The 19,270-nt window shown below is 61.2% G+C and carries 18 protein-coding genes; 8 read left to right on the plus strand and 10 right to left on the minus strand.

Annotated elements, in window-relative coordinates; translation table 11 throughout:
• Positions 1-39: 39 nt before the first annotated feature.
• From dusB to ABDZ98_RS10025, 8 genes are all read left to right on the plus strand, one after another.
• The gene (gene dusB / locus ABDZ98_RS09990) at positions 40-1,062 is read left to right on the plus strand and encodes a tRNA dihydrouridine synthase DusB (RefSeq protein ID WP_343807153.1); all 1,023 of its coding nucleotides are present in this window, start codon (positions 40-42) and stop codon (positions 1,060-1,062) included.
• Positions 1,059-2,129, plus strand: coding sequence for a two-component system sensor histidine kinase NtrB (locus ABDZ98_RS09995; RefSeq protein ID WP_343807156.1), 1,071 nt, complete (start codon positions 1,059-1,061; stop codon positions 2,127-2,129). The genes dusB and ABDZ98_RS09995 overlap by 4 nt, the downstream gene beginning before the upstream one ends.
• 5 nt (positions 2,130-2,134) lie before the next feature.
• A complete protein-coding gene (locus tag ABDZ98_RS10000) occupies positions 2,135-3,547 on the plus strand; it encodes a sigma-54-dependent transcriptional regulator (RefSeq protein ID WP_343807158.1) in 1,413 nt (470 codons plus the stop codon).
• 72 nt (positions 3,548-3,619) lie between these two features.
• The gene (locus tag ABDZ98_RS10005) at positions 3,620-5,851 is read left to right on the plus strand and encodes a sensor histidine kinase (RefSeq protein ID WP_343807161.1); all 2,232 of its coding nucleotides are present in this window, start codon (positions 3,620-3,622) and stop codon (positions 5,849-5,851) included.
• Positions 5,852-5,870: 19 nt separating this feature from the next.
• Positions 5,871-7,268 (plus strand): nitrogen assimilation response regulator NtrX, encoded by a 1,398-nt coding sequence (ntrX, locus tag ABDZ98_RS10010; protein ID WP_343807164.1) that lies wholly within the window; start codon positions 5,871-5,873, stop codon positions 7,266-7,268.
• Between the two features lie 144 nt (positions 7,269-7,412).
• A complete protein-coding gene (hfq, locus tag ABDZ98_RS10015) occupies positions 7,413-7,979 on the plus strand; it encodes an RNA chaperone Hfq (RefSeq protein WP_343807167.1) in 567 nt (188 codons plus the stop codon).
• Positions 7,980-8,035: 56 nt separating this feature from the next.
• Complete coding sequence (hflX, locus tag ABDZ98_RS10020; protein WP_343807170.1) at positions 8,036-9,328, plus strand: GTPase HflX; 1,293 nt, start codon at positions 8,036-8,038, stop codon at positions 9,326-9,328.
• Positions 9,329-9,415: 87 nt separating this feature from the next.
• Positions 9,416-10,174, plus strand: a complete 759-nt coding sequence (locus ABDZ98_RS10025) for a Stf0 family sulfotransferase (RefSeq protein ID WP_343807173.1) — start codon at positions 9,416-9,418, stop codon at positions 10,172-10,174.
• A 9-nt stretch (positions 10,175-10,183) separates the two neighbouring features.
• Here ABDZ98_RS10025 and mazG read toward each other — a convergent pair whose 3' ends face one another.
• From mazG to ABDZ98_RS10075, 10 genes are all read right to left on the minus strand, one after another.
• On the minus strand, positions 10,184-10,945 hold the full coding sequence (gene mazG, locus ABDZ98_RS10030) for a nucleoside triphosphate pyrophosphohydrolase (RefSeq protein ID WP_343807176.1): 762 nt from the start codon (positions 10,943-10,945) through the stop codon (positions 10,184-10,186).
• A 90-nt stretch (positions 10,946-11,035) separates the two neighbouring features.
• Positions 11,036-11,206, minus strand: coding sequence for a hypothetical protein (locus ABDZ98_RS10035; RefSeq protein WP_343807179.1), 171 nt, complete (start codon positions 11,204-11,206; stop codon positions 11,036-11,038).
• Positions 11,203-11,970, minus strand: coding sequence for an MBL fold metallo-hydrolase (locus tag ABDZ98_RS10040; RefSeq protein WP_343807182.1), 768 nt, complete (start codon positions 11,968-11,970; stop codon positions 11,203-11,205). Before ABDZ98_RS10040 ends, ABDZ98_RS10035 begins: the two co-directional genes overlap by 4 nt.
• On the minus strand, positions 11,967-12,743 hold the full coding sequence (locus tag ABDZ98_RS10045; RefSeq protein WP_343807185.1) for a TatD family hydrolase: 777 nt from the start codon (positions 12,741-12,743) through the stop codon (positions 11,967-11,969). The genes ABDZ98_RS10040 and ABDZ98_RS10045 overlap by 4 nt, the downstream gene beginning before the upstream one ends.
• On the minus strand, positions 12,743-14,305 hold the full coding sequence (gene metG, locus ABDZ98_RS10050; protein WP_343807187.1) for a methionine--tRNA ligase: 1,563 nt from the start codon (positions 14,303-14,305) through the stop codon (positions 12,743-12,745). Before metG ends, ABDZ98_RS10045 begins: the two co-directional genes overlap by 1 nt.
• Positions 14,298-15,260, minus strand: coding sequence for a DNA polymerase III subunit delta' (locus tag ABDZ98_RS10055; protein ID WP_343807189.1), 963 nt, complete (start codon positions 15,258-15,260; stop codon positions 14,298-14,300). Before ABDZ98_RS10055 ends, metG begins: the two co-directional genes overlap by 8 nt.
• On the minus strand, positions 15,257-15,895 hold the full coding sequence (gene tmk, locus ABDZ98_RS10060; RefSeq protein ID WP_343807191.1) for a dTMP kinase: 639 nt from the start codon (positions 15,893-15,895) through the stop codon (positions 15,257-15,259). Before tmk ends, ABDZ98_RS10055 begins: the two co-directional genes overlap by 4 nt.
• Positions 15,892-17,088: a D-alanyl-D-alanine carboxypeptidase family protein gene (locus ABDZ98_RS10065; RefSeq protein ID WP_343807192.1), complete on the minus strand. Its 1,197-nt coding sequence runs from the start codon at positions 17,086-17,088 to the stop codon at positions 15,892-15,894. Before ABDZ98_RS10065 ends, tmk begins: the two co-directional genes overlap by 4 nt.
• Positions 17,089-17,095: 7 nt before the next feature.
• Positions 17,096-18,133 carry an SPOR domain-containing protein gene (locus tag ABDZ98_RS10070; protein ID WP_343807193.1) on the minus strand — a complete coding sequence of 346 codons (1,038 nt, stop codon included), beginning with the start codon at positions 18,131-18,133 and terminating at the stop codon, positions 17,096-17,098.
• Positions 18,134-18,203: 70 nt separating this feature from the next.
• Positions 18,204-19,223: a lytic murein transglycosylase gene (locus ABDZ98_RS10075; protein ID WP_343807194.1), complete on the minus strand. Its 1,020-nt coding sequence runs from the start codon at positions 19,221-19,223 to the stop codon at positions 18,204-18,206.
• Positions 19,224-19,270 lie beyond the last annotated feature (47 nt).

Raw genomic sequence — 19,270 nt, forward strand, 5'->3', positions numbered from 1 at the left:
TCGCAATCCACTATGCGCTGCCCAATATTTAGGCACATCATGGAAAAAACGTCTCTCCCTGCTCCTCCGGCGCTGAAGCCGATCGAGATCGGTCCGGTGCGGATCGACTGCCCGGTCGTGCTCGCGCCGATGACAGGGGTGACCGATCTGCCGTTCCGCAAACTGGTGCGCCGTTATGGCTCGGGCCTCAACGTGACCGAGATGATCGCCAGCGAGGCGGCAATTCGCGATACCCGTCAGTCAGTGCAGAAGGCCGCCTGGGACCAGATCGAGGAACCGGTGTCGATGCAGCTGGTTGGCTGCGATCCGGTTTCCATGAGCGAGGCCGCCAGGCTCCAGCAGGACAATGGCGCCGCCATTATCGATATCAATTTCGGTTGCCCAGTTCGCAAGGTGGTGGGGCAGCTGGCGGGTTCCGCCTTGATGCGCGAAGTTCCGCTGGCAACAAAGCTGATGGAAGCCACGGTGAAGGCGGTGGACGTTCCAGTCACCATCAAGATGCGCATGGGCTGGGATCATGACAGCCTGAACGCCCCGGAACTGGCGAAGATTGCCGAGGATCTGGGCGTCCGCATGATCACCGTCCACGGCCGCACCCGCAACCAGATGTACAAGGGCAGCGCAGACTGGGGTTTTGTCCGCAAGGTCAAGGACGCGGTCTCCATCCCCGTCATCGTCAATGGCGATATCTGCACCATCGAAGATGCTGCGACCGCGCTCGATCAATCGGGCGCAGACGGCCTGATGATTGGCCGCGGCGCCTATGGCAAACCGTGGCTGCTGGCGCAGGTGATGAACTGGTGGCGCACAGGTGAAAGTCTGGAAAGCCCGGATTTCACCGAGCAGTATGATGTGCTGACAGAGCATTACCGCGCCATGCTGGACCATTACGGTGCGGATGTTGGCGTCAAGTTCGCGCGCAAGCATCTGGGCTGGTATACCAAGGGCATGCATGGCTCTGCGGAGTTTCGCAACATGGTCAACTTCGTGGACGATCCCGCGCAGGTGCTGGGTGAGATCGAGCGTTTCTACGAGCCGTTCATGAGGCGCCGCGCTGCGTGAACGAACTGGCTGAAGACGTCCCGGCAGCAACGGACCAGATTGCCGGCCTGACCTTTGCCATGCTGCTGGTCGCGCCCGATCTTTCCATCCGCACGGTCAATCCGTCCGCCGAAAACCTGATCGGCAAGAGCGCCCGCCGCCTGATCGGACGGGACATTGCCGATGTGCTCGATTTCGGTGAGCCACAGATTGCCAAGCGGCTGCGCGAGACCGAAGCGCAGCTGATTGCGCGCGGCCTACCGCTGATGGTCAATGACAAGAAAGTCTCGGTCAATCTGACGGTTTCGCCCCTTCAGACACATGTTGGCTGGCGGGTGGTGACCCTTTCGGATTCAGGGCAGGGTGAGCGTTTTGGCGATGAGGAGCGCAGGGCCAGCCTGCGTGGTCCCGCCGTTCTGGCGCATGAGATCAAGAACCCGCTAGCCGCCATTCGCGGCGCGGCGCAGCTGGTTTCGCGCAAGCTGGACGAAGCGGACCGCAGCCTTACCGCATTGATCGCGGATGAGGTGGACCGCATCGCCCAGCTGATCGATCGCATGCAGCGCCTTGGCCGCGAGAAGGCGGCGCCTGTGGGGGCAACCAATCTTCACGAAGCGATCCACCGCGCGATGGATACCGTCAACGCTGCCTCCAGCGGGCAATTGCCGGTTCGCGAGGAGTTCGATCCATCGCTACCGCCGGTGCTCGCCAATGAAGGGGCGCTGGTGCAGGTGCTGATCAACCTGCTGTCCAATGCCAGGGATGCCTGTGCCGCTGCCCCGCAACCGCAGATCATCATCCGCACCCGCTTTGTCAGCGGGCTGGTGATGAATGTGATCCGGCTTGGCCGCCCGGTAAAGCTGCCGATCGAGATCCAGATCAGCGACAATGGTCCGGGCATCGATCCCGCTGTGCAGGAGCATATTTTCGAACCATTCGTGTCCAGCAAGCCCAACGGGCAGGGGCTGGGCTTGGCGCTGGTGCAAAAGCTGGTGCGCGATATGGACGGGCGGATCAGCCATGAGCGTGACGACGTGGGCGGATGGACGCATTTTCGCGTGCATCTGCCGATGGCAAAACAGGGGTAGGGATCATGGCCAGACGCGCCTTGCTGGTAGAAGACGATGCATCGATCGCCACGGTGATCACCGCCGCGCTGGAGGATGAAGCTTTCACCGTAGATCGCTGTGACCGTATCTCCGAACGCGACCGGCTGCTGAGCCAGAACCAATATGATGTCATGCTGACAGATGTCATGCTGGTGGACGGAGACGGCATTGAATCGCTGGGCAATGTCCAGTCTGGCCATCCAGACATGCCGATCATCATCCTTTCTGCCCAGAACACGCTGGATACGGCCGTTCGCGCCAGTGTGACCGGCGCGTTTGAATATTTCCCCAAGCCGTTCGACCTGGAGGAGCTGATCCGCGCCGCGCGTCAGGCTGCCGATTCAAAGGGCGAGGTTGATCTGGATGAAGGCGATCCGGGCGAGGGCCTGCCGCTGATCGGGCGCAGCCAGCCGATGCAGGACGTTTACCGGATGATTACCCGCGTCCTGCGCAATGATCTGACCGTGCTGATCCTGGGCGAATCCGGCACTGGCAAGGAACTGGTCGCCGAAGCCATCCACCAGCTTGGATCGCGCAGCAAAGGGGCCTTTGTGGCAGTCAACACTGCGGCCATTCCGCGTGAACTGATTGAAAGCGAACTGTTCGGCCATGAGAAGGGTGCCTTCACCGGTGCCACCAGCCGCAGCATCGGCAAGTTTGAAGAGGCCAATGGCGGGACGCTGTTCCTCGATGAAATCGGCGACATGCCACCAGAGGCCCAAACGCGGCTGCTGCGCGCATTGCAATCCGGGCGAATCCGGCGCGTGGGCGGCGATCAGGAGATTGCCGTGGATGTGCGCATCATTGCCGCCACCAATCGTGATCTGGAGCCGCTGATTGCTGCCGGGGGCTTTCGTGAAGATCTTTATTACCGCCTCAACGTGGTGCCGATCCAGTTGCCGCCCCTGCGGGACCGGGCCAGCGATATTGAGCCTCTGGCCCGCCATTTCCTGCGCCGCGCGGTCAAGGATGGCCTGCCCCAGCGCCGCCTCTCGCGGGAAGCGGCGGACCTGCTGTCACGCCAGGTGTGGCGCGGCAATGTCCGCGAATTGCGCAATTTCATGTTTCGTGCAGCCTTGCTGGCGCGTGATGAGGAAATCGATGTCCCCACAGTGGAATTGCTGCTTGATAGCGTTGCAGTGGAAGCATCCACGGCGATCGATACGAATATCGATCTGGTGATCGCCAACTGGCTCGATCGCTCGAACTTTCCCGCGGGCACACTGTATCACGGGGCGCTGGCGGTATTTGAAAAGCCATTGTTCGAACATGCCCTGTCCGAAACTGGGGGCAATCAGCTGCGCGCTGCACAGCTGCTGGGGATCAACCGCAACACCTTGCGCAAACGGCTTGTGGATCTGGAAATTGACCCCGATCGCTTCGTCCGCAGCAGTTAACCACCGCTTTCCTGCGATCATGCATCACAAAACCCTTGCATCTTGGCAACAGGGTCGTTGTAAGTCTGCAACGTGGTCTCGGCCGATCTCTCCCACACGCCAGAGCGCGTGACACGCCGCTCCCCGCGCTGGTGGCGCAAGGCGCAGCTGACTGCGCGCCACATCAACCTGTTCCTGTGGCTGGAGGTGGTCTGCGCGGCCACGCTGGCGACCATGCTGTTCACGTCCTATTTCGCGCTGGCCGGCATGGAAAATGGAGGCGCTCTGGTGCCTGCAACCCAGGCAGCCATCATGCTGGTGGGAACATTGATCCCGGCGCTGGGGCTGATCGTCCTGTGGGGGCGCAGAATGGCTATCCGCCGGACCGGGGGCACCACTGCCCGCCTGCACGTGAACCTGGTGTTCTTCTTCTCGCTGGTCGCCGCTGTTCCAACGCTGGTCGTCGCCGTATTTGCCTCGCTGCTGTTCCAGTCGGGTGTCGAATTCTGGTTTTCTGACAAGCAGCGCGGAATCCTTGAAAACGCCAACGAACTGGCGCGCGGCTATTATGACGAGAATCAGCGGGCCATGGGGGCAGAGGCCGCAGCGATGTCCGGCGATCTGCGGTTTTTCCTGCAGGACATGACCATCAACAGCGATGAATTTCAGTATCAGTACGGGCTCCAGGTCTTCTCGCGCGAATTGAGCGGAAGCGCTATTCTTCTGGAAGGGGACGATGGTCCGCTGCGCGTTGTCGCGATCGTGAATCCCGGCGGAACGCCTGAGGAAGACCTGATTCCCGAGGAAGCTGTCCAGCGCCTGCGCGACGGGGAAGAGCTGGTGGTCACCGCGCGGCAGAACCGGATCGAGGCGGTTACGCCGCTTGATCGCTCACTGGGCGTTTACCTGTTCATCATGCGCGATTCCAACCCGTTCGCCTTCGGGCAGTGGGAGCAGGCACAAAGCGTCGTTGAAGATTACGAGGACCTGATCCAGCGTGCCCGGGTCCTGCAATTGCGCTTCAACCTGCTGTTGTTCGGCATGTCGCTGGCATTGGTGGGTCTGGCGGTGTGGGCGGCCCTGCGCTTTGCCGATCGGCAGGTTGCCCCCTTGGCGGAACTGGCCACTGCCGCGCGCGAGATTGGCAGCGGCAATTATTCCATGCGCGTTTCCGGGCGGACCGGGCCCGATGAAATCGGCCTGCTCAACCGCGCCTTCAACCGCATGACGGCGCAGATCGAGCGGCAGACCGATGCCCTGATTGGCGCCAACCACCAGCTGGGGGAACGCCGGGCCTTTATCGAAGCCGTGCTGCAATCGATCACGGCGGGTATCATCTCTGTCGATACGGACGGGCGGGTGCTGCTGATGAACAATTCCGCCCAGCAACTGCTGCTTGATCGCGCTGGCCCCACTCCGGTTGGCCTGAAGCTGGAGGAAGTGACACCGGAAATCGCCACGCTGGTGCGGACCGAAGCGAGCAGCGGGCTGGTGCAATACAGCAGGGATGGTGAACTGCTGACGCTGGCGGTCAAGCTTTCGCCAGCAGCCAATGGCTATGTGATCACTTTCGAGGATATCACCCGCCAGTTGATCGATCAGCGGCAGGCGGCGTGGTCCGATGTGGCGCGCAGGATCGCGCATGAGATCAAGAACCCGCTGACCCCGATCCAGCTCGCCACCGAACGGATCAAGCGCCGCTATGGCAAGCAGATCCTGAAGGATGCCGAACTGTTCGATGAACTTACCGGCACGATCATTCGCCAGGTAGGTGACCTGCGCAAGATGGTGGATGAATTCTCCTCCTTCGCGCGCCTGCCCAAGCCGGTGTTCCGCTCCGAAGATGCGGTGGACCTGGTCCGTCAGGCGCTGTTCCTGCAGGAAGTCGCCAATCCGGACATCACCTATGGCTTTTCCGCCGAAGGGGAAATTCCCAAGGTCGAGAGCGATCGCCACCAGTTCGGTCAGGCGATGACCAATGTGCTGAAGAACGCCGCCGAGGCGGTTGAAGCGCGCAAGCGCGATGCGGAACCCGACTATCGCGGCAAGATTGTTATCAATGTGACGGCCAATTCCACCCATTTGAAGATTACCGTGACCGACAATGGCATTGGCCTGCCCAGCAGCCATGAAAACATTATGGAACCCTATGTTACGACCCGCGAAAAGGGTACTGGTCTGGGTCTGGCGATCGTCAAGAAGATCGTTGAGGAACACGGCGGCGATCTCAATTTCACTAATGGTCCGGGTGGCGGGACGGTGGCCACCCTGCGTTTTGCGCTGAGGCCCGCCGATTTCGGCGCTGGAAGCGAGGCCGCCGAATGACCCCTGAGGAGAATAACTGATGGCGCTCGACATCCTGGTTGTGGATGACGAAAAGGATATCCGCGAACTCGTCGCGGGTGTGCTCAGCGATGAAGGCTATGAATGCCGCACTGCGGGGGACAGCACGTCCGCGCTTGCAGCGGTTGACGAACGGCGGCCCAGCCTGGTTCTGCTCGACGTGTGGCTGCATGGCAGCCCGATGGACGGGCTGGAGGTGCTCGATGCCATCAAGGCGCGTGAGCCTGAATTGCCCGTCATCATCTTCTCCGGTCATGGCAACATCGATACCGCCGTCTCGGCAGTCAGCCGCGGAGCGATGGACTTCATCGAAAAGCCGTTTGAGGCAGAACGCCTGCTGTTGCTGGTGGAACGCGCGACCGAGACTGAACGGCTGCGCCGTGAAAACGCCCGCCTGCGGGAAGACTTCTCCGCGCCGGACGAATTCACGGGCAATTCCAACATCATCAATCAGGTGCGCGCCACATTGAAGCGCGTTGCCGGCACGGGCAGCCGGGTGCTGATCAGCGGGCCGGGCGGGGCGGGCAAGGAAGTGGCCGCGCGCCTTCTGCACAGCTGGAGCCCGCGCCGCGACAGTGCCTTTGTAACGGTCAATTCGGCCCGCATCACGCCTGAACGTTTCGAGCAGGAGCTGTTCGGCGAGGAAAGCGACGGCAATCTGGTGCGTCCCGGCTTGCTGGAAATGGCCGATGGCGGCACACTCTACCTCGATGAGGTGGCCGATATGCCGCTCAACACGCAGGCCCGTATCCTTCGTGTTCTGACCGATCAGAGCTTTGTGCGGGTAGGCGGCAATCGGCAGATCGGCGTGGACGTGCGCGTTGTCTCCTCTTCGGCCAGGGACCTTGAAGGCGAGATTTCCGAGAAGCGCTTTCGCGAAGACCTGTTCTACCGCCTGAATGTGGTGCCGATTGCAATCCCCTCGCTGGCGGAACGGCGTGACGATATCCCATCGCTGACCGATCATTTCTTCACCCGCTATGCACGAGAGCAGGGGTTGCTTCCTCCCACTGTTACGCCAGAGGCGATGGCCGCGCTGCAGGCCTATGACTGGCCCGGCAACGTGCGCCAGTTGCGCAATGTGGTGGAACGCACCGTCATCCTCGCCCCGCGTGACAAGTTCGGCAAGATCGATCCGAACATGTTGCCTGCCGAAATCGTCGGCGGATCGGAGCCGGGTGGCAGCGCCATGTCCGCACTGATGGGTGTGCCCCTGCGGGAGGCGCGAGAAAGTTTCGAGCGTGAATATCTACGTATTCAGATACGCCGGTTTTCTGGTAACATATCCAAGACCGCTGGATTCATCGGCATGGAACGTTCCGCATTGCACCGGAAACTGAAAATTCTGGGCATGGGCGATCGCAAGGAAAATGCAGAGACGGAGGACGGTAAAGAGTAAACTACTGGAACCGAGAGCCGTCTTTCCTATTTAGGTGTTGTACGTGCGTGTGGGACCAAACCAACCGGCTGACCGATATTTGTCATATCGCCATGCCAGAATGTGACTGCGGCAAGCAGTCGCCAAAAACAGGAGTCAGAAAAGATGACCAGAGCCAAACTTTCCCCCCGTGCGCGCTCGGCCGAAGAGGTCGAGGCCGATGCTGCCAGCGCCCCGATAGAAGTGCGGGCCGGCAATCTTCAGGATGTGTTCCTCAATTTTCTGCGCAAGGAGAAGATTCCTGTCACCATGTTTCTGGTGAAGGGCGTGAAGTTGCAGGGCATCGTCACGTGGTTTGACAATTTCTCCATCCTGTTGCGCCGCGACGGCCAGTCCCAACTGGTATACAAGCACGCGATCTCCACCATCATGCCCGGTCAGCCGGTTGATGCGGACAAGTTCGGCAATGTCGGCGAGGGCAATCGCAAGCAGCGCCTTTTGCAGGATATTTTCCTCACCCGCGTGCGCGATGCCGAGGTCCAGGTCACCATGTTCCTGGTCAATGGCGTGATGTTGCAGGGACGGATCGCCGCATTCGACCTGTTCTGCATGTTGCTGGAACGCGATGGTTTTGTGCAATTGGCTTATAAGCATGCCGTTTCGACCATTCAGCCCGCATCGCATGTGGATCTGAGTGGCGATTTCGATGATGAAGAAGGCGACGTCGCCTGATTTTTGAAAATGAAGATATCGAAGGTGAGGTAACCCGCGGTGCGCGGGCCCTTGTCGTGTGCCCGGATATCAGGGCGCAGCGCCAGAGCCAGGACCCCGAAGCCAGGCTGGAAGAGGCGAGGGGGCTTGCGCTTGCCATCGGCATCGTGGTGGCGGAAAGCTATATCCTGCCCATTCGCGTTGCCAAGGCGGGCACGCTGTTTGGCGAAGGCCAGGTCCAGCGCATGGTCACCGATTGCGAACTGCATGAGGCAGAGCTGGTCATCATCGATGGCGCTCTGTCCCCGATCCAGCAGCGCAATCTGGAAGAAAAGCTGGGCCGCAAGGTCATCGACCGCACCGGCCTGATCCTGGAGATCTTTGGCGAGCGTGCGGCCACGGCCGAAGGGCGCTTGCAGGTTGAACTGGCGCATCTCGATTACCAGCAGAGCCGGCTTGTGCGCAGCTGGACCCATCTGGAACGCCAGCGCGGTGGCTTCGGCTTCCTGGGCGGCCCGGGTGAGACGCAGATCGAGGCCGACAGGCGGATGATCCGCAACCGCATGGCCAAGCTTCGCCGCGAGCTGGAACAGGTGCGTAAGACCCGCGAACTGCACCGCAAACGGCGGGGCAGGGCACCATGGCCGGTAATCGCGCTGGTCGGCTATACCAATGCCGGCAAATCCACGCTGTTCAACCGTATTACCGGTGCGGACGTGATGGCCGAGGACCTGCTGTTCGCCACGCTTGATCCCACCATGCGCGCGATTGCCTTGCCCGGTATCGAAAAGGCCATCCTGTCCGATACGGTGGGCTTCATTTCCGACCTTCCGACACAGCTTGTCGCGGCTTTCCGTGCCACGCTGGAGGAAGTGACGGCGGCAGATGTCATCCTGCATGTGCGCGATATTGCCAATCCGGATACGACCTCGCAAAAGAGCCAGGTTCTACACGTGCTGGCGGAACTGGACGTGATCGATGGCGACAATGGCGAAAGCGCCATGCCGATCATCGAAGTGTGGAACAAATGGGACATGCTCGATGCCGACCGGCAGGCAGAGCTAGGCGCACTGGCGGACAGCGATCCCGATATCGTGGCAATTTCTGCCATTACCGGCTTTGGCGTAGACAAGCTGCTCGATCGGCTTGGCGCCATGCTGACCAAGGGCTCGCGGCTCCAGACGTTCACAATTCCGGCCAGCGACGGCGCGCGCATTGCCTGGCTTTATGCTCATGGCGAAGTGACCGCAGACCGCGATGGCGGCGAGGGGGATGACGGCCCACTGCGCGAGATCGACGCGCGGCTGAGCGTAAAGGACCTGGGCCGCTTCGCCACAATGAGCGGCTATGCACTGCCTGAACTCGATTGAGCTCCGGATTGATCCGTGGGGTTGTCCCGCGGGTTGACAGTCCGCCCAGCCTGCTGATGCTGGGGCTTCAAATTGGCGGATGGACACATGCTCGACGGGATCATCACGGGATATGAGGAAAGCTTCGACTTTCCCCGGCGCGCATGGCCGCCGCGCCAGACCTATATGCTGGCGTCCGTCCCGCGTGCGGGCAGTACCTGGCTGAGCCACCACCTGTGGCAATGCGGCTGCCTTGGCGCCCCGCTGGAATACCTCAACTTTGAACCCGGCGGACCATATGGCGCCGCGCATGCTGATCCGGCGGCGCAGATTGGCCTGTGGCGCAGGGCACTGGCCGCACGTACATCTCCCAATGATGTGTTCGGGATCAAGACCTTTCCTGGCCAGTTGCATCAACTCCAGCAGACAAATCCGGTGCTGGTGGACGAGGTGATGCGCTTCCTGCTGGGTGGCCAGTCTGGCCGCAAGGTGGTGCAATTGCGGCGGCGGGACCGCGATGCCCATGCCATTTCCTACGCCCGCGCCCTGTTGAGCGGGATCTGGCGGCAGGAACAGGAAAAAGGCGGGCGCGAGGAGCCTGAATATTCTGCGGTTGCGGTTGAGCGGGCATCACGGATGATCGAGCAGCAGGAAGCGGCGTGGCAGGATATGTACCGGGACCTGCGGATTGAACCGCTGGTGCTGTGGTTTGAAGATGCGCTGGCAGATCCGGCAGGGACGCTGCGACAGGTGGCGGATTATCTCGGCGTGGCAATCGATCCGGCCGCTGTGGTGGACGTGCCGCCGATCAAAAAGCAATCGCAGGACGGGGCGCGTCGCTGGGCACAGGGCCACGCTGGCGGTTAGGGTCGGGGGCTAGGTTTGCGATTTTTCTTCGCGTTTGACCTGTAGCCAGAATTGTTCCTGATCATCCAGGGGCAGGGCGGCGAAATCCTTACCCTGCGCTGCGGCCAGTTCCTCCATCCGGCGAAAGCGCTTTTCGAACTTGCCGTTGGAGGCGCGCAAGGCGTCTTCTGGTGAAATGCCATAGCTGCGCACGATGTTGACCGCCACGAACAGCACGTCACCCGCTTCCATCAGGCGTTCTGCATCGCTCTGGGCGGTGGCGAGCTCTTCCAGCTCCTCCTCCATCTTCTCTGTCGGACCCTTTGGGTCGGGCCAGTCGAAACCGACGCGGGCGGCGCGTTTTTGCAGCTTTTCGGCGCGCAGCAGTGCCGGCAACGCCTTGGCCACGCCGTCCATCGCGCTGGTGGAGCCGCGGTCGGCGCGCTCAGCTGCCTTGATCTCCTCCCAGCGGTGTTCCTGGCCTTGCTGTCCTTCATCGCCAAAGACGTGCGGATGGCGCGCGAGCATTTTTTCGCTGATGGACGCAGCTACGTCCGCGAAAGTGAAATCTCCGGCTTCCTCGGCAATGCGGGCATGGAACACCACCTGTAGCAGCAGATCGCCCAGTTCGCCGCGCAGGTCATCCATGTCCGCGCGCTCGATCGCGTCGGCAACTTCATAGGCTTCCTCGATCGTATAGGGGGCGATGGTCTCGAAAGTCTGCGCAACATCCCATTCGCAGCCGCTTTCGCGGTCACGCAGGCGGGCCATGATGGCGAGGAGGCGATCCATTTGTTCGGACATATTGGAATGATAATATATATTATGTTAAATAAAAGATGGGTCGGTACGGATGGCACAGCACGAGCTTGAGGCCCCTCTTCATGTCCCTATCGCCGCAAAAACCCCGGCGACCAGCAGGAACAACGCGCCCCAGGCCAGCGCCATGACCACAGTCTGTTTGGCACCAACACGGTGTGAACGATAAGCGCTGAGCGCCAGCACAAGCCAGCCTGCCATTGCCAGGATCGCCACTATTGAAAGGCCGCTCACGCCACCAACTCCATACCATCATAGCCGACCAGGACATGGTCCGGCGTTTCGGCAGACAGCGTCGCATAATCCATGCTCTTGTCCAGATGCGTCAACACTGTGGTCCTGGCGCTGCAACGCGCCGACAGCTCCAGCGCCATGGTCAGATTGGCATGCGTGGGATGCGCTTCACGTCGCAAGCAGTCGGTCACAAGGATGTCGAGGCCGTGGAACATGTCTACCAGATCATTGGTAATCTCACTGAAGTCTGTCGCATAACCTATTGATTTACCGTCAGCATCAAAGCGATACGCGGTGCTCATCGTGTGTCCGTGCGGCAATTCGACGGAATCGATCCCGAAACCTGCGTGGATCCGCAACCGATCAAGGTTGTCGATCTCGACAATCGTGGGATAGCCAAATTGCCCTGAAAAAACATAGCTGAAGCGGTGTTTCAGGCTGCGCATGGTGGCGGTTGAAGCAAAGCCCGGCAGCGCCGCCGCCCGGCCATAGCGCATCGGCCGCAGATCATCGATGCCATGACAGTGATCGGCGTGATCGTGCGTCCAGAAAACCGCGTCCACCTTGTCTATGTTGTTGGCAAGCAGCTGGTGACGAAGATCGGTGGATGTGTCGACCAGCAGGCGTTTTCCGTCATTGTTTTCGACAACAATGGACACGCGGCTGCGCCTGTTCTTCGGCTCATTCGGGTCGCATTCGCCCCAGTCCGGGCCGATCCGCGGCACGCCGGTGGAAGTGCCGCAGCCGAGGATAATCACCTTCATGCAGCGGCCTTGCTGAACAGGGCGTAGAAATTGCGGCTCGTAGCTTCCGCAAGCTGTTCAACAGGCTCATCGCGCAGTGCGGCCAGAAACTCAGCCGTGTTGCGCACGAATGCCGGCTCGCAAGTCTTGCCGCGATGGGGGACCGGAGCGAGGAACGGGCTATCCGTCTCTACCAGCAGCCTGTCAGACGGAATTTGTGCTGCAAATTCCTGTAGTTCACGCGCGTTCTTGAAAGTGACTATGCCTGATATCGAGATTGTCAGGCCCAGATCCAGAACCTTGCGGCCGAAATCGGGGCTGGCGGTGAAGCAGTGGATCAGGGCGGGGAAAGCCCCCTTCCCCATCTCTTCGGCAAGGATCTTGGCCGTGTCATCATCCGCATCTCGCGTGTGGATGATCAGCGGCAGGCCCGTTTCGCGCGCCACTTCGATGTGGGTGCGGAACAGCGCCTGCTGCACCGCGCGGTCGCTCTTGTCGTAGTAGTAATCGAGTCCGGTCTCTCCAATCGCGATCACGCGCGGATGGGCCGCTGCTTCGAACAGAGCGGCCTTGCCCAGATCGGCGTGCTGGTCCGCCTCATGCGGATGGATGCCGATGGAAGCCCACACATCGCTGTTGCGCTCTGACGTGGCGACAATGGCGGCCCATTCGCTCTGCCGGGTGGAGATGTTGAGAAAGGCGGTCACACCTGCCGCGCGCGCATTGTCCAGGACTTCATCCTGCCGTTCGAACAGGCCCTCGTAGTTCAAGTGGCAATGGCTATCGATCAGCATCAGACGGCCGCTTCCTCTGGCATTTCAAGGCGCGGGAACAGGCCCTCCGGCTTCGCCAGCAGGAAATCGCTCTCCGCCAGCGGGGAATACCAATGCGACGAAATCCCCTCAATCGTGCGCAGGTTCTCCGATATGCCCATTGCATCGAGCAACTTGCGCGAAGACGCTGGAATGAATGGAGAAACTGCAACAGTCAGATGGGCGATGGCGATGTACAGCGTTGCCAGGACGGTCTTCATCCGCTCCGGATCGCTCTTCTTCAGGGCCCATGGCGCCTGCGTATCGACATAGGCGTTGCAGGCGAAAATCGCGCCCATCCAGCTTTCCAGCGCCTGCGCAAATGCCAGCTGCTCGAATGCCTCGGGCATTTCCTTTGATATCACGCGCTCGACATGAGCCAGCAACTCATTGTCCTTCGGCGTGTGACCGGTGATGGGCGGCAGGCTGCCCCCGCAATTCTTGAAGATCAGCGAAAGCGTGCGCTGGGCGAGGTTGCCGTAGCTATTTGCAAGCTCAGAATTAGACCTGTTTACAATCGCTTCTGCGGAATAGCTTCCATCTTGTCCAAAGCTGAATTCACGCAGCAGGAAATAGCGTAAAGTGTCCACGCCGAAGCGGTCCGCCAGTTCTGCCGGATCGGTGACATTGCCGAGCGACTTGCTCTCCTTCTGACCGCGGTTGAGCAGGAAGCCGTGCCCGAAGACCTTCTTCGGCAGGGCGATTTTCGCGCTCATCAGGAAGGCTGGCCAATAGACAGCATGAAAGCGCACGATATCCTTGCCGATCAGATGCAGGTCTGCGGGCCAGAACTTTGAAAAGTCTTCAGTTTCGTCAGGATAGCCAAGGCCAGTGAGGTAGTTGGTCAGGGCATCGACCCAGACATACATCACATGATTTTCCGCGCCCGGCACCTTCACGCCCCAATCGAAGCTGGTGCGACTGACCGAGAGATCGCGCAGGCCCCCTTCAACGAACCGCTCCACTTCATTGCGGCGGCTGTCTGGCTGAACGAAGTCCGGATTGTCGCGGTACAGTGCCAGCAGCGGCTCCTGATATCTGGACAGGCGGAAGAACCAGCTTTCCTCCACCGTCCATTCAACCGGAGTGCCCTGAGGCGAAAGCTTTTCATCGCCCTGGCCTTCCACCAGCTCACTCTCGTCATAATAGGCTTCGTCGCGAACCGAGTACCAGCCTTCGTAGCGATCGAGATAAAGGTCACCATTGGCTTCCATCGCCTGCCAGATTGCCTGGCTGGCGCGGTGGTGAACATCCTCAGTCGTGCGGATGAAGCGATCATAGGATATGTTGAGCTTGTCAAACAAGTCACGGAAATGGCCGGACATTTCATCAGCCAGCGCGCGCGGTGTGATGCCGAGATCACGCGCCTTCTGGGCCATCTTCAGACCGTGCTCATCGGTCCCCGTCTGGAACCGCACCTCACGTCCGCGAAGGCGCTGGTAGCGGGCCATGACATCGGCGGCGATCGTTTCATAGGCGTGGCCGATGTGCGGCTTGCCATTGGGATAATGAATCGCGGTGGTAATATAATAGGGTTCAGCCATGGGCGGGTTCCCTAGAAGCCGCGAGAGTGGTGAGCAAGGTGCCGATTTCCATCACCAGCAGTCCGGGATCGTAATTATAGGTCGGGGCCTGTGCGCTGAGCCGTGACAGTTCGGCGTGGGTGTGGACCAGTCCGGGAATGGCTTGCGGTGAAATGTTTGCCATTTGCCCTGCCACAACTGCGCGCGCCAGTTCAACCGCTGCCAGCTGGCGCTCTCGATCAGGCCTTGCGCCCATCGCTTCTGCCAGCAGGCCACGGCGCTTGAAATCCGGATCGCCAGACTGTGCGATCTCCAGCATCAGCCGGTGCAATTTGCCCAGATCAAGCGCCACGAAGTCCAGCGCCGCCCCCGGCGACCCGCCCGATGCGGCAATCGCAGCTGCACGGGTTGCAGCATCGGCTTGCGGAGCCTCCTGAGCCAGAACCGAGCTCAGCTGGCTGTCATCAAGGGGCGGGAAAGAGAGCACGCGGCAGCGCGAGCGGATGGTGGGCAGAAGGCGGCCGGGGCGGTGTGTCACCAGTATGAAGAAGCTGCCCACGGGTGGCTCCTCCAGGCTCTTGAGCAGGGCATTGGATGCCCCTTTTTCCAGATCGTCTGCCGGATCGATAATGATCACCCGCCGCGATCCCAGCGTGGGCCGCGTGTTCAGCCGCAGCTGCATGGCTCGGATCTGATCGACGGAGATATTGCGCTTGAGCTGGAAGGGCTTGCCCTGCTCCTGCTTTTTCTCCTCCTCCTTGTTGGCGGGAAGATGGCTGAGCACAATGATATCGGGGTGATTGCCCTTGGGCTGGTCGATGCCGTCCTGCGCCACCAGCTCGCGCGCGGCCTGCATGGCGAAGCCAGCCTTGCCGATGCCGCGCTTGCCCGCCAGCATCCAGCCATGATGCATGCGCGGCCCTGCCAGAGCAGAGCGCCATTCCGCCCAGGGCTGGTCATGGCCGACAAAGCTCATGCCAGTTCCCCCAGCCGCGCGCTCACGGCTTCAATCACGCGCTGGTGCACCTCCTGCGGGCTGCCCGCGCCCGATATCGTCACGAAGCGATCAGGCTCGGCCTTGGCCATTTCGGTGAAGCGGCGGGCAACCTTGGTGTGGAATTGTGCGGAACGTCCGCCGATCCGGTCACTCTCATCGCCATCGCGGGCGGCAAGGCGCTTTGCCGTTTCGGTATCGTCGACGGTGATGAGCACGGTCAGGTCGGGCAGCAATCCGCCCGATCCGGTCTGGTGCAGGGCGAGTATGTCGGCATCGGAGAGGCTACCCTCCCCGCCCTGATATGCCCTGGTGGAATCGATGAAGCGATCGCATATGACCCACTTCCCGGCGGCCAGTGCGGGCCTTATCAGCCGCGCTACGTGATCCGCACGGGCGGCAGCGAACAGCAATGCCTCTGCCTCCAGCGGCCAGTCCTCGCCCTGGGGATCGAGCAACAGGGCGCGGATCGCCTCTGCACCGGGGGTTCCGCCCGGCTCCCGCGTCTGGACAAGCGCAATGCCGCGCGCCTCCAGCCAATCGGCAAGCATGCGGGCTTGCGTGGACTTGCCTGCCCCTTCCCCGCCTTCAAAGGTGATGAACCGGCCTGCCGTCATCCGAACAGCCCCACCAGCCCATTGCGCACACGCTGCCACAGATTGGCAGCGGGCACGCTTTCGGCCGCTTCCAGAGGCACTTCGTAGGGGTCCATACCGGCAATGGTAACACGCAGGCGGGCAATCTCATCGCCCTGCATTATCGGCGCGCGAATTGGTCCTTGATACAGGATTTGGAACTGCACCTGCGGCTGCATCCCCTGGGGCACGCTGGCGGCAACGGGAGCAGGTGTGCGCAGTCGCACCTTGTTGGTGCTGCCTTCCTGAACCATCGCATTACCGATCACGACGCCGCTACCGATCAGCGGATACCTTTGGAAATCGGAAAAGCCCCATTCGAGGAACTTGCGCGCGGTATCATCGCGCAGACTTGCCGTGGGAGCGCCCGCCAGCACCAGCACCAACCTGCGCCCATCGCGCTCACCCGATCCCAGCAGCGTATAGCCTGCCTCATTGGTGAAGCCGGTCTTCATGCCGTCTGCGCCCGCAACGCGGCCTGTCAGCGGTTCATGATTGGCTTGCGTGAGTTTACGCCAGGTCAACTGGCGGTGGCCGAAATAGCGGCGATAGAGGTCGGGATAGCGGCTTGTGATCGCTTGGCCCAATTTGGCCAGATCCTGCGCGCTTGTGAAGGTGTGGCCTTCATCGGGATAGCCGTTGGCGGAACCGAAATGGGTGTTGCGCATGCCCAGTTCTTTGGCATTTTCATTCATCAGGACCAGCCAGTTGTCCACCGATCCGGTAGCGGCAATGGCCAGCGCGACGCAGGCGTCATTGCCCGAGACCGTGGTGGCCCCCAGCAGCAATTGCCCGACTGTGGGCCGCTCCCCCGCCAGCAGGAACATGGTCGATCCCTCGCCCGACCATTCGTCCTCAAGCTCCTGCGAAATCACCAACGGCGTTGCCGGGTTGAGCTTGCCCTCATGGATCAGGCGAAATGCGGTGTAAGCGGTCATCACCTTGACCACGGAGGCCGGCATGAAGCGCCGCTCTGTCTCTCGCGCGTAGAGCGTCTGTCCGGAGGACACATCCACCAGCATGGCCACGGGAATTTCCGTTGGCACAGGTGCAGGCGCAGAGATGGCGGGAACGGCGCCGCAAACCAGCGATGCTATCCCGGTAATCGCCCCGGCAACTGCAATAATTCCGGCCTTGTTCAAAATCGCTCCCGCACCGTGATGCGGGTTGCGCATCTAGGGCCTATCCGTTGCTGTAGATTCGAGCATCGCTATAGCCCGCCTCCCGCACATTGGCGAGCGAGGCCTCGGCTTGTGCACGGGTAGTAAAGGGGCCGGTGCGCACACGGTAGAATTGCCCGGACCGGCTCACCTGACCGCCAAGCGCATTGGCAACCCGCTCGGCGCGCTCTGAGGTGGAGAAAGCAGCGGCCTGAACCACGAAACCGCCCTGTACAGGCTGGGCTTCGGCGGCGCGGGGAGTGGCGGTTGCAGGCTGTGCCGGGGCCACTTCTGCTGTTTCTGCGCTCAGCTCTGCGGGCACCACTTCGCTTGCATCTTCACCCGCATCTTCGACTTCGGCGAAGGCCTGTTCGAAGGCATCGTGATCCGCTTCGGCAAGCGGTGGCAGGGTTGGCTGCTCAGGGTCGATGGTTTCAATGGGCTGCGGCACCTGCGGCAAAGGCTGCTCCGCCGCGGCGACTAGTGGCGGACTTGCACCGGCCTCAGCCAGATCCACGGTTGCAACCGGCGCGGGCGCTGCTGGCGCATGGTCGGCCCGCAGGCTGGCAGAGCCTTCTTCCGGCAGGCGGCGACGCAGCACGGTGACCAGCCCCATCGGTGTATCCATGCGCAGCGGAGCTGCCTCACCTGCGCGCAGGACGGCGCGGTGTGTTTCAGGCGGATTGACACGGCGGACGCGAATTGGCGTGTCTGCGCTTGCCTGCAGTTGCTCCATCGCAGGCGCAGACAAGGACAGCAGGTGCCTGGAATCCATCGGTCCGCGCTGTTCCAGGCGGACGAGAATGGTCCTGCCCGTTTCCAGCGAGGTCACCTCTACATAGCTTGGCACGGGAAGCGTGTGATGGGCACCGGTGATGCCCTCGCCCGTTCCCGCAGCGAGATAGCCCACCTCATCATAATTGAGCACGTCGGCAGGCGTAAATTGCTTGCCATCCACCATGTAGGCCGGGCCGATTACAACGGGGTAATCAGCCTGCGGACCATTGGCAGGAAGCGCACTGACCAGCACAGCTGAAGGGCGCGCGTCTGTGCCCACCACCCCGCAGGCGGCCAGTGCCGTGGTTGAAGTCAGGACAAGGCACGCTTTGGCTATGCGACCCCGATTGCGGTTATTGTGTAATCTCATCTGCAAGCAACCCCACACTCATCGCGTAGTAGTTCGAGCAGTTATATTCGAGGATAACCCTATAATTCTGGGTTAAGAGATAGCCGGGAAATGCAGGGCCATCGGGTTCAAACAGCGAAACCATCGCGTCATCTGCGATCTGGGCTTGCGGGATAACGCCCATTTCGCGCCATTCGCGCACCGTCATCCAGCGGCTGTGCCTGCCATGCACGCGCGGGCAAACGGGTGATTCGACATCGTTAACAATGGCATCGCGGTTCACCGAGTTGGGCACATAGGCCCGCACACCCCAGGGCTGGCCGGGGCGCCAGCCGGCATCGCGGAAATAATTTGCGATGGAAAACAAAGTGTCGGCATCGCTGTTCCAGATGTCGCGATCACCGTCATTGTCGCCATCGACGGCAAGGCGCAGGTACACGCTGGGCAGGAATTGCGGGTTACCAAAGGCGCCTGCATGGCTGCCCAGCAGATCACCGCGCGGGACACCCTGATCGACCATCTTGAGCACTGCCAGCAACTCAGGCTCGAACAGACTGCGGCGGCGTCCTTCCCAGGCCAGCGTTGCCAGCGCCTGCGGCAGGTCAAAGCCGCCTTTCACCGCGCCATAGGCCGTCTCATGCCCCCAGATCGCCACCATGATCGATGCCGGGACACCGTACCTCGCCTCAGCAGCACTGGCGAGCGAGCGGACCCGCGCGATGGTGCGCCTGCCACCATCGATGCGCGACTGGGTGTTGTGGCGGTTGAGGTAATTGGCCAGCGATGGAAAGCCGGTGCTGGTGGTGTCGCTGCCCGATGACAGGTTCTGGCGATCGAGTTCGATCACCCGGTTGCTGACCGTCAGATTGCCCAGCACGCGGTCTATCGCAGACTGGCTTATGCCTTCGGAGCGGGCCTGGGCTGCAACGTCCCGCAAATAATCATCAAAAGTCTGGTTCTGGGCACTGGCCGGCACAGCGATGGCCAGCGCGCATATCGCCAGGAGAGGTCGGATAAATTTCATTCCCTGCATTTGGCACGCCTGTGTGCTGGTGGGAATCCCTTGCGTCA

It is taken from the genome of Alteraurantiacibacter aestuarii (genome assembly GCF_039523595.1).
Lineage (GTDB): Bacteria > Pseudomonadota > Alphaproteobacteria > Sphingomonadales > Sphingomonadaceae > Alteraurantiacibacter > Alteraurantiacibacter aestuarii.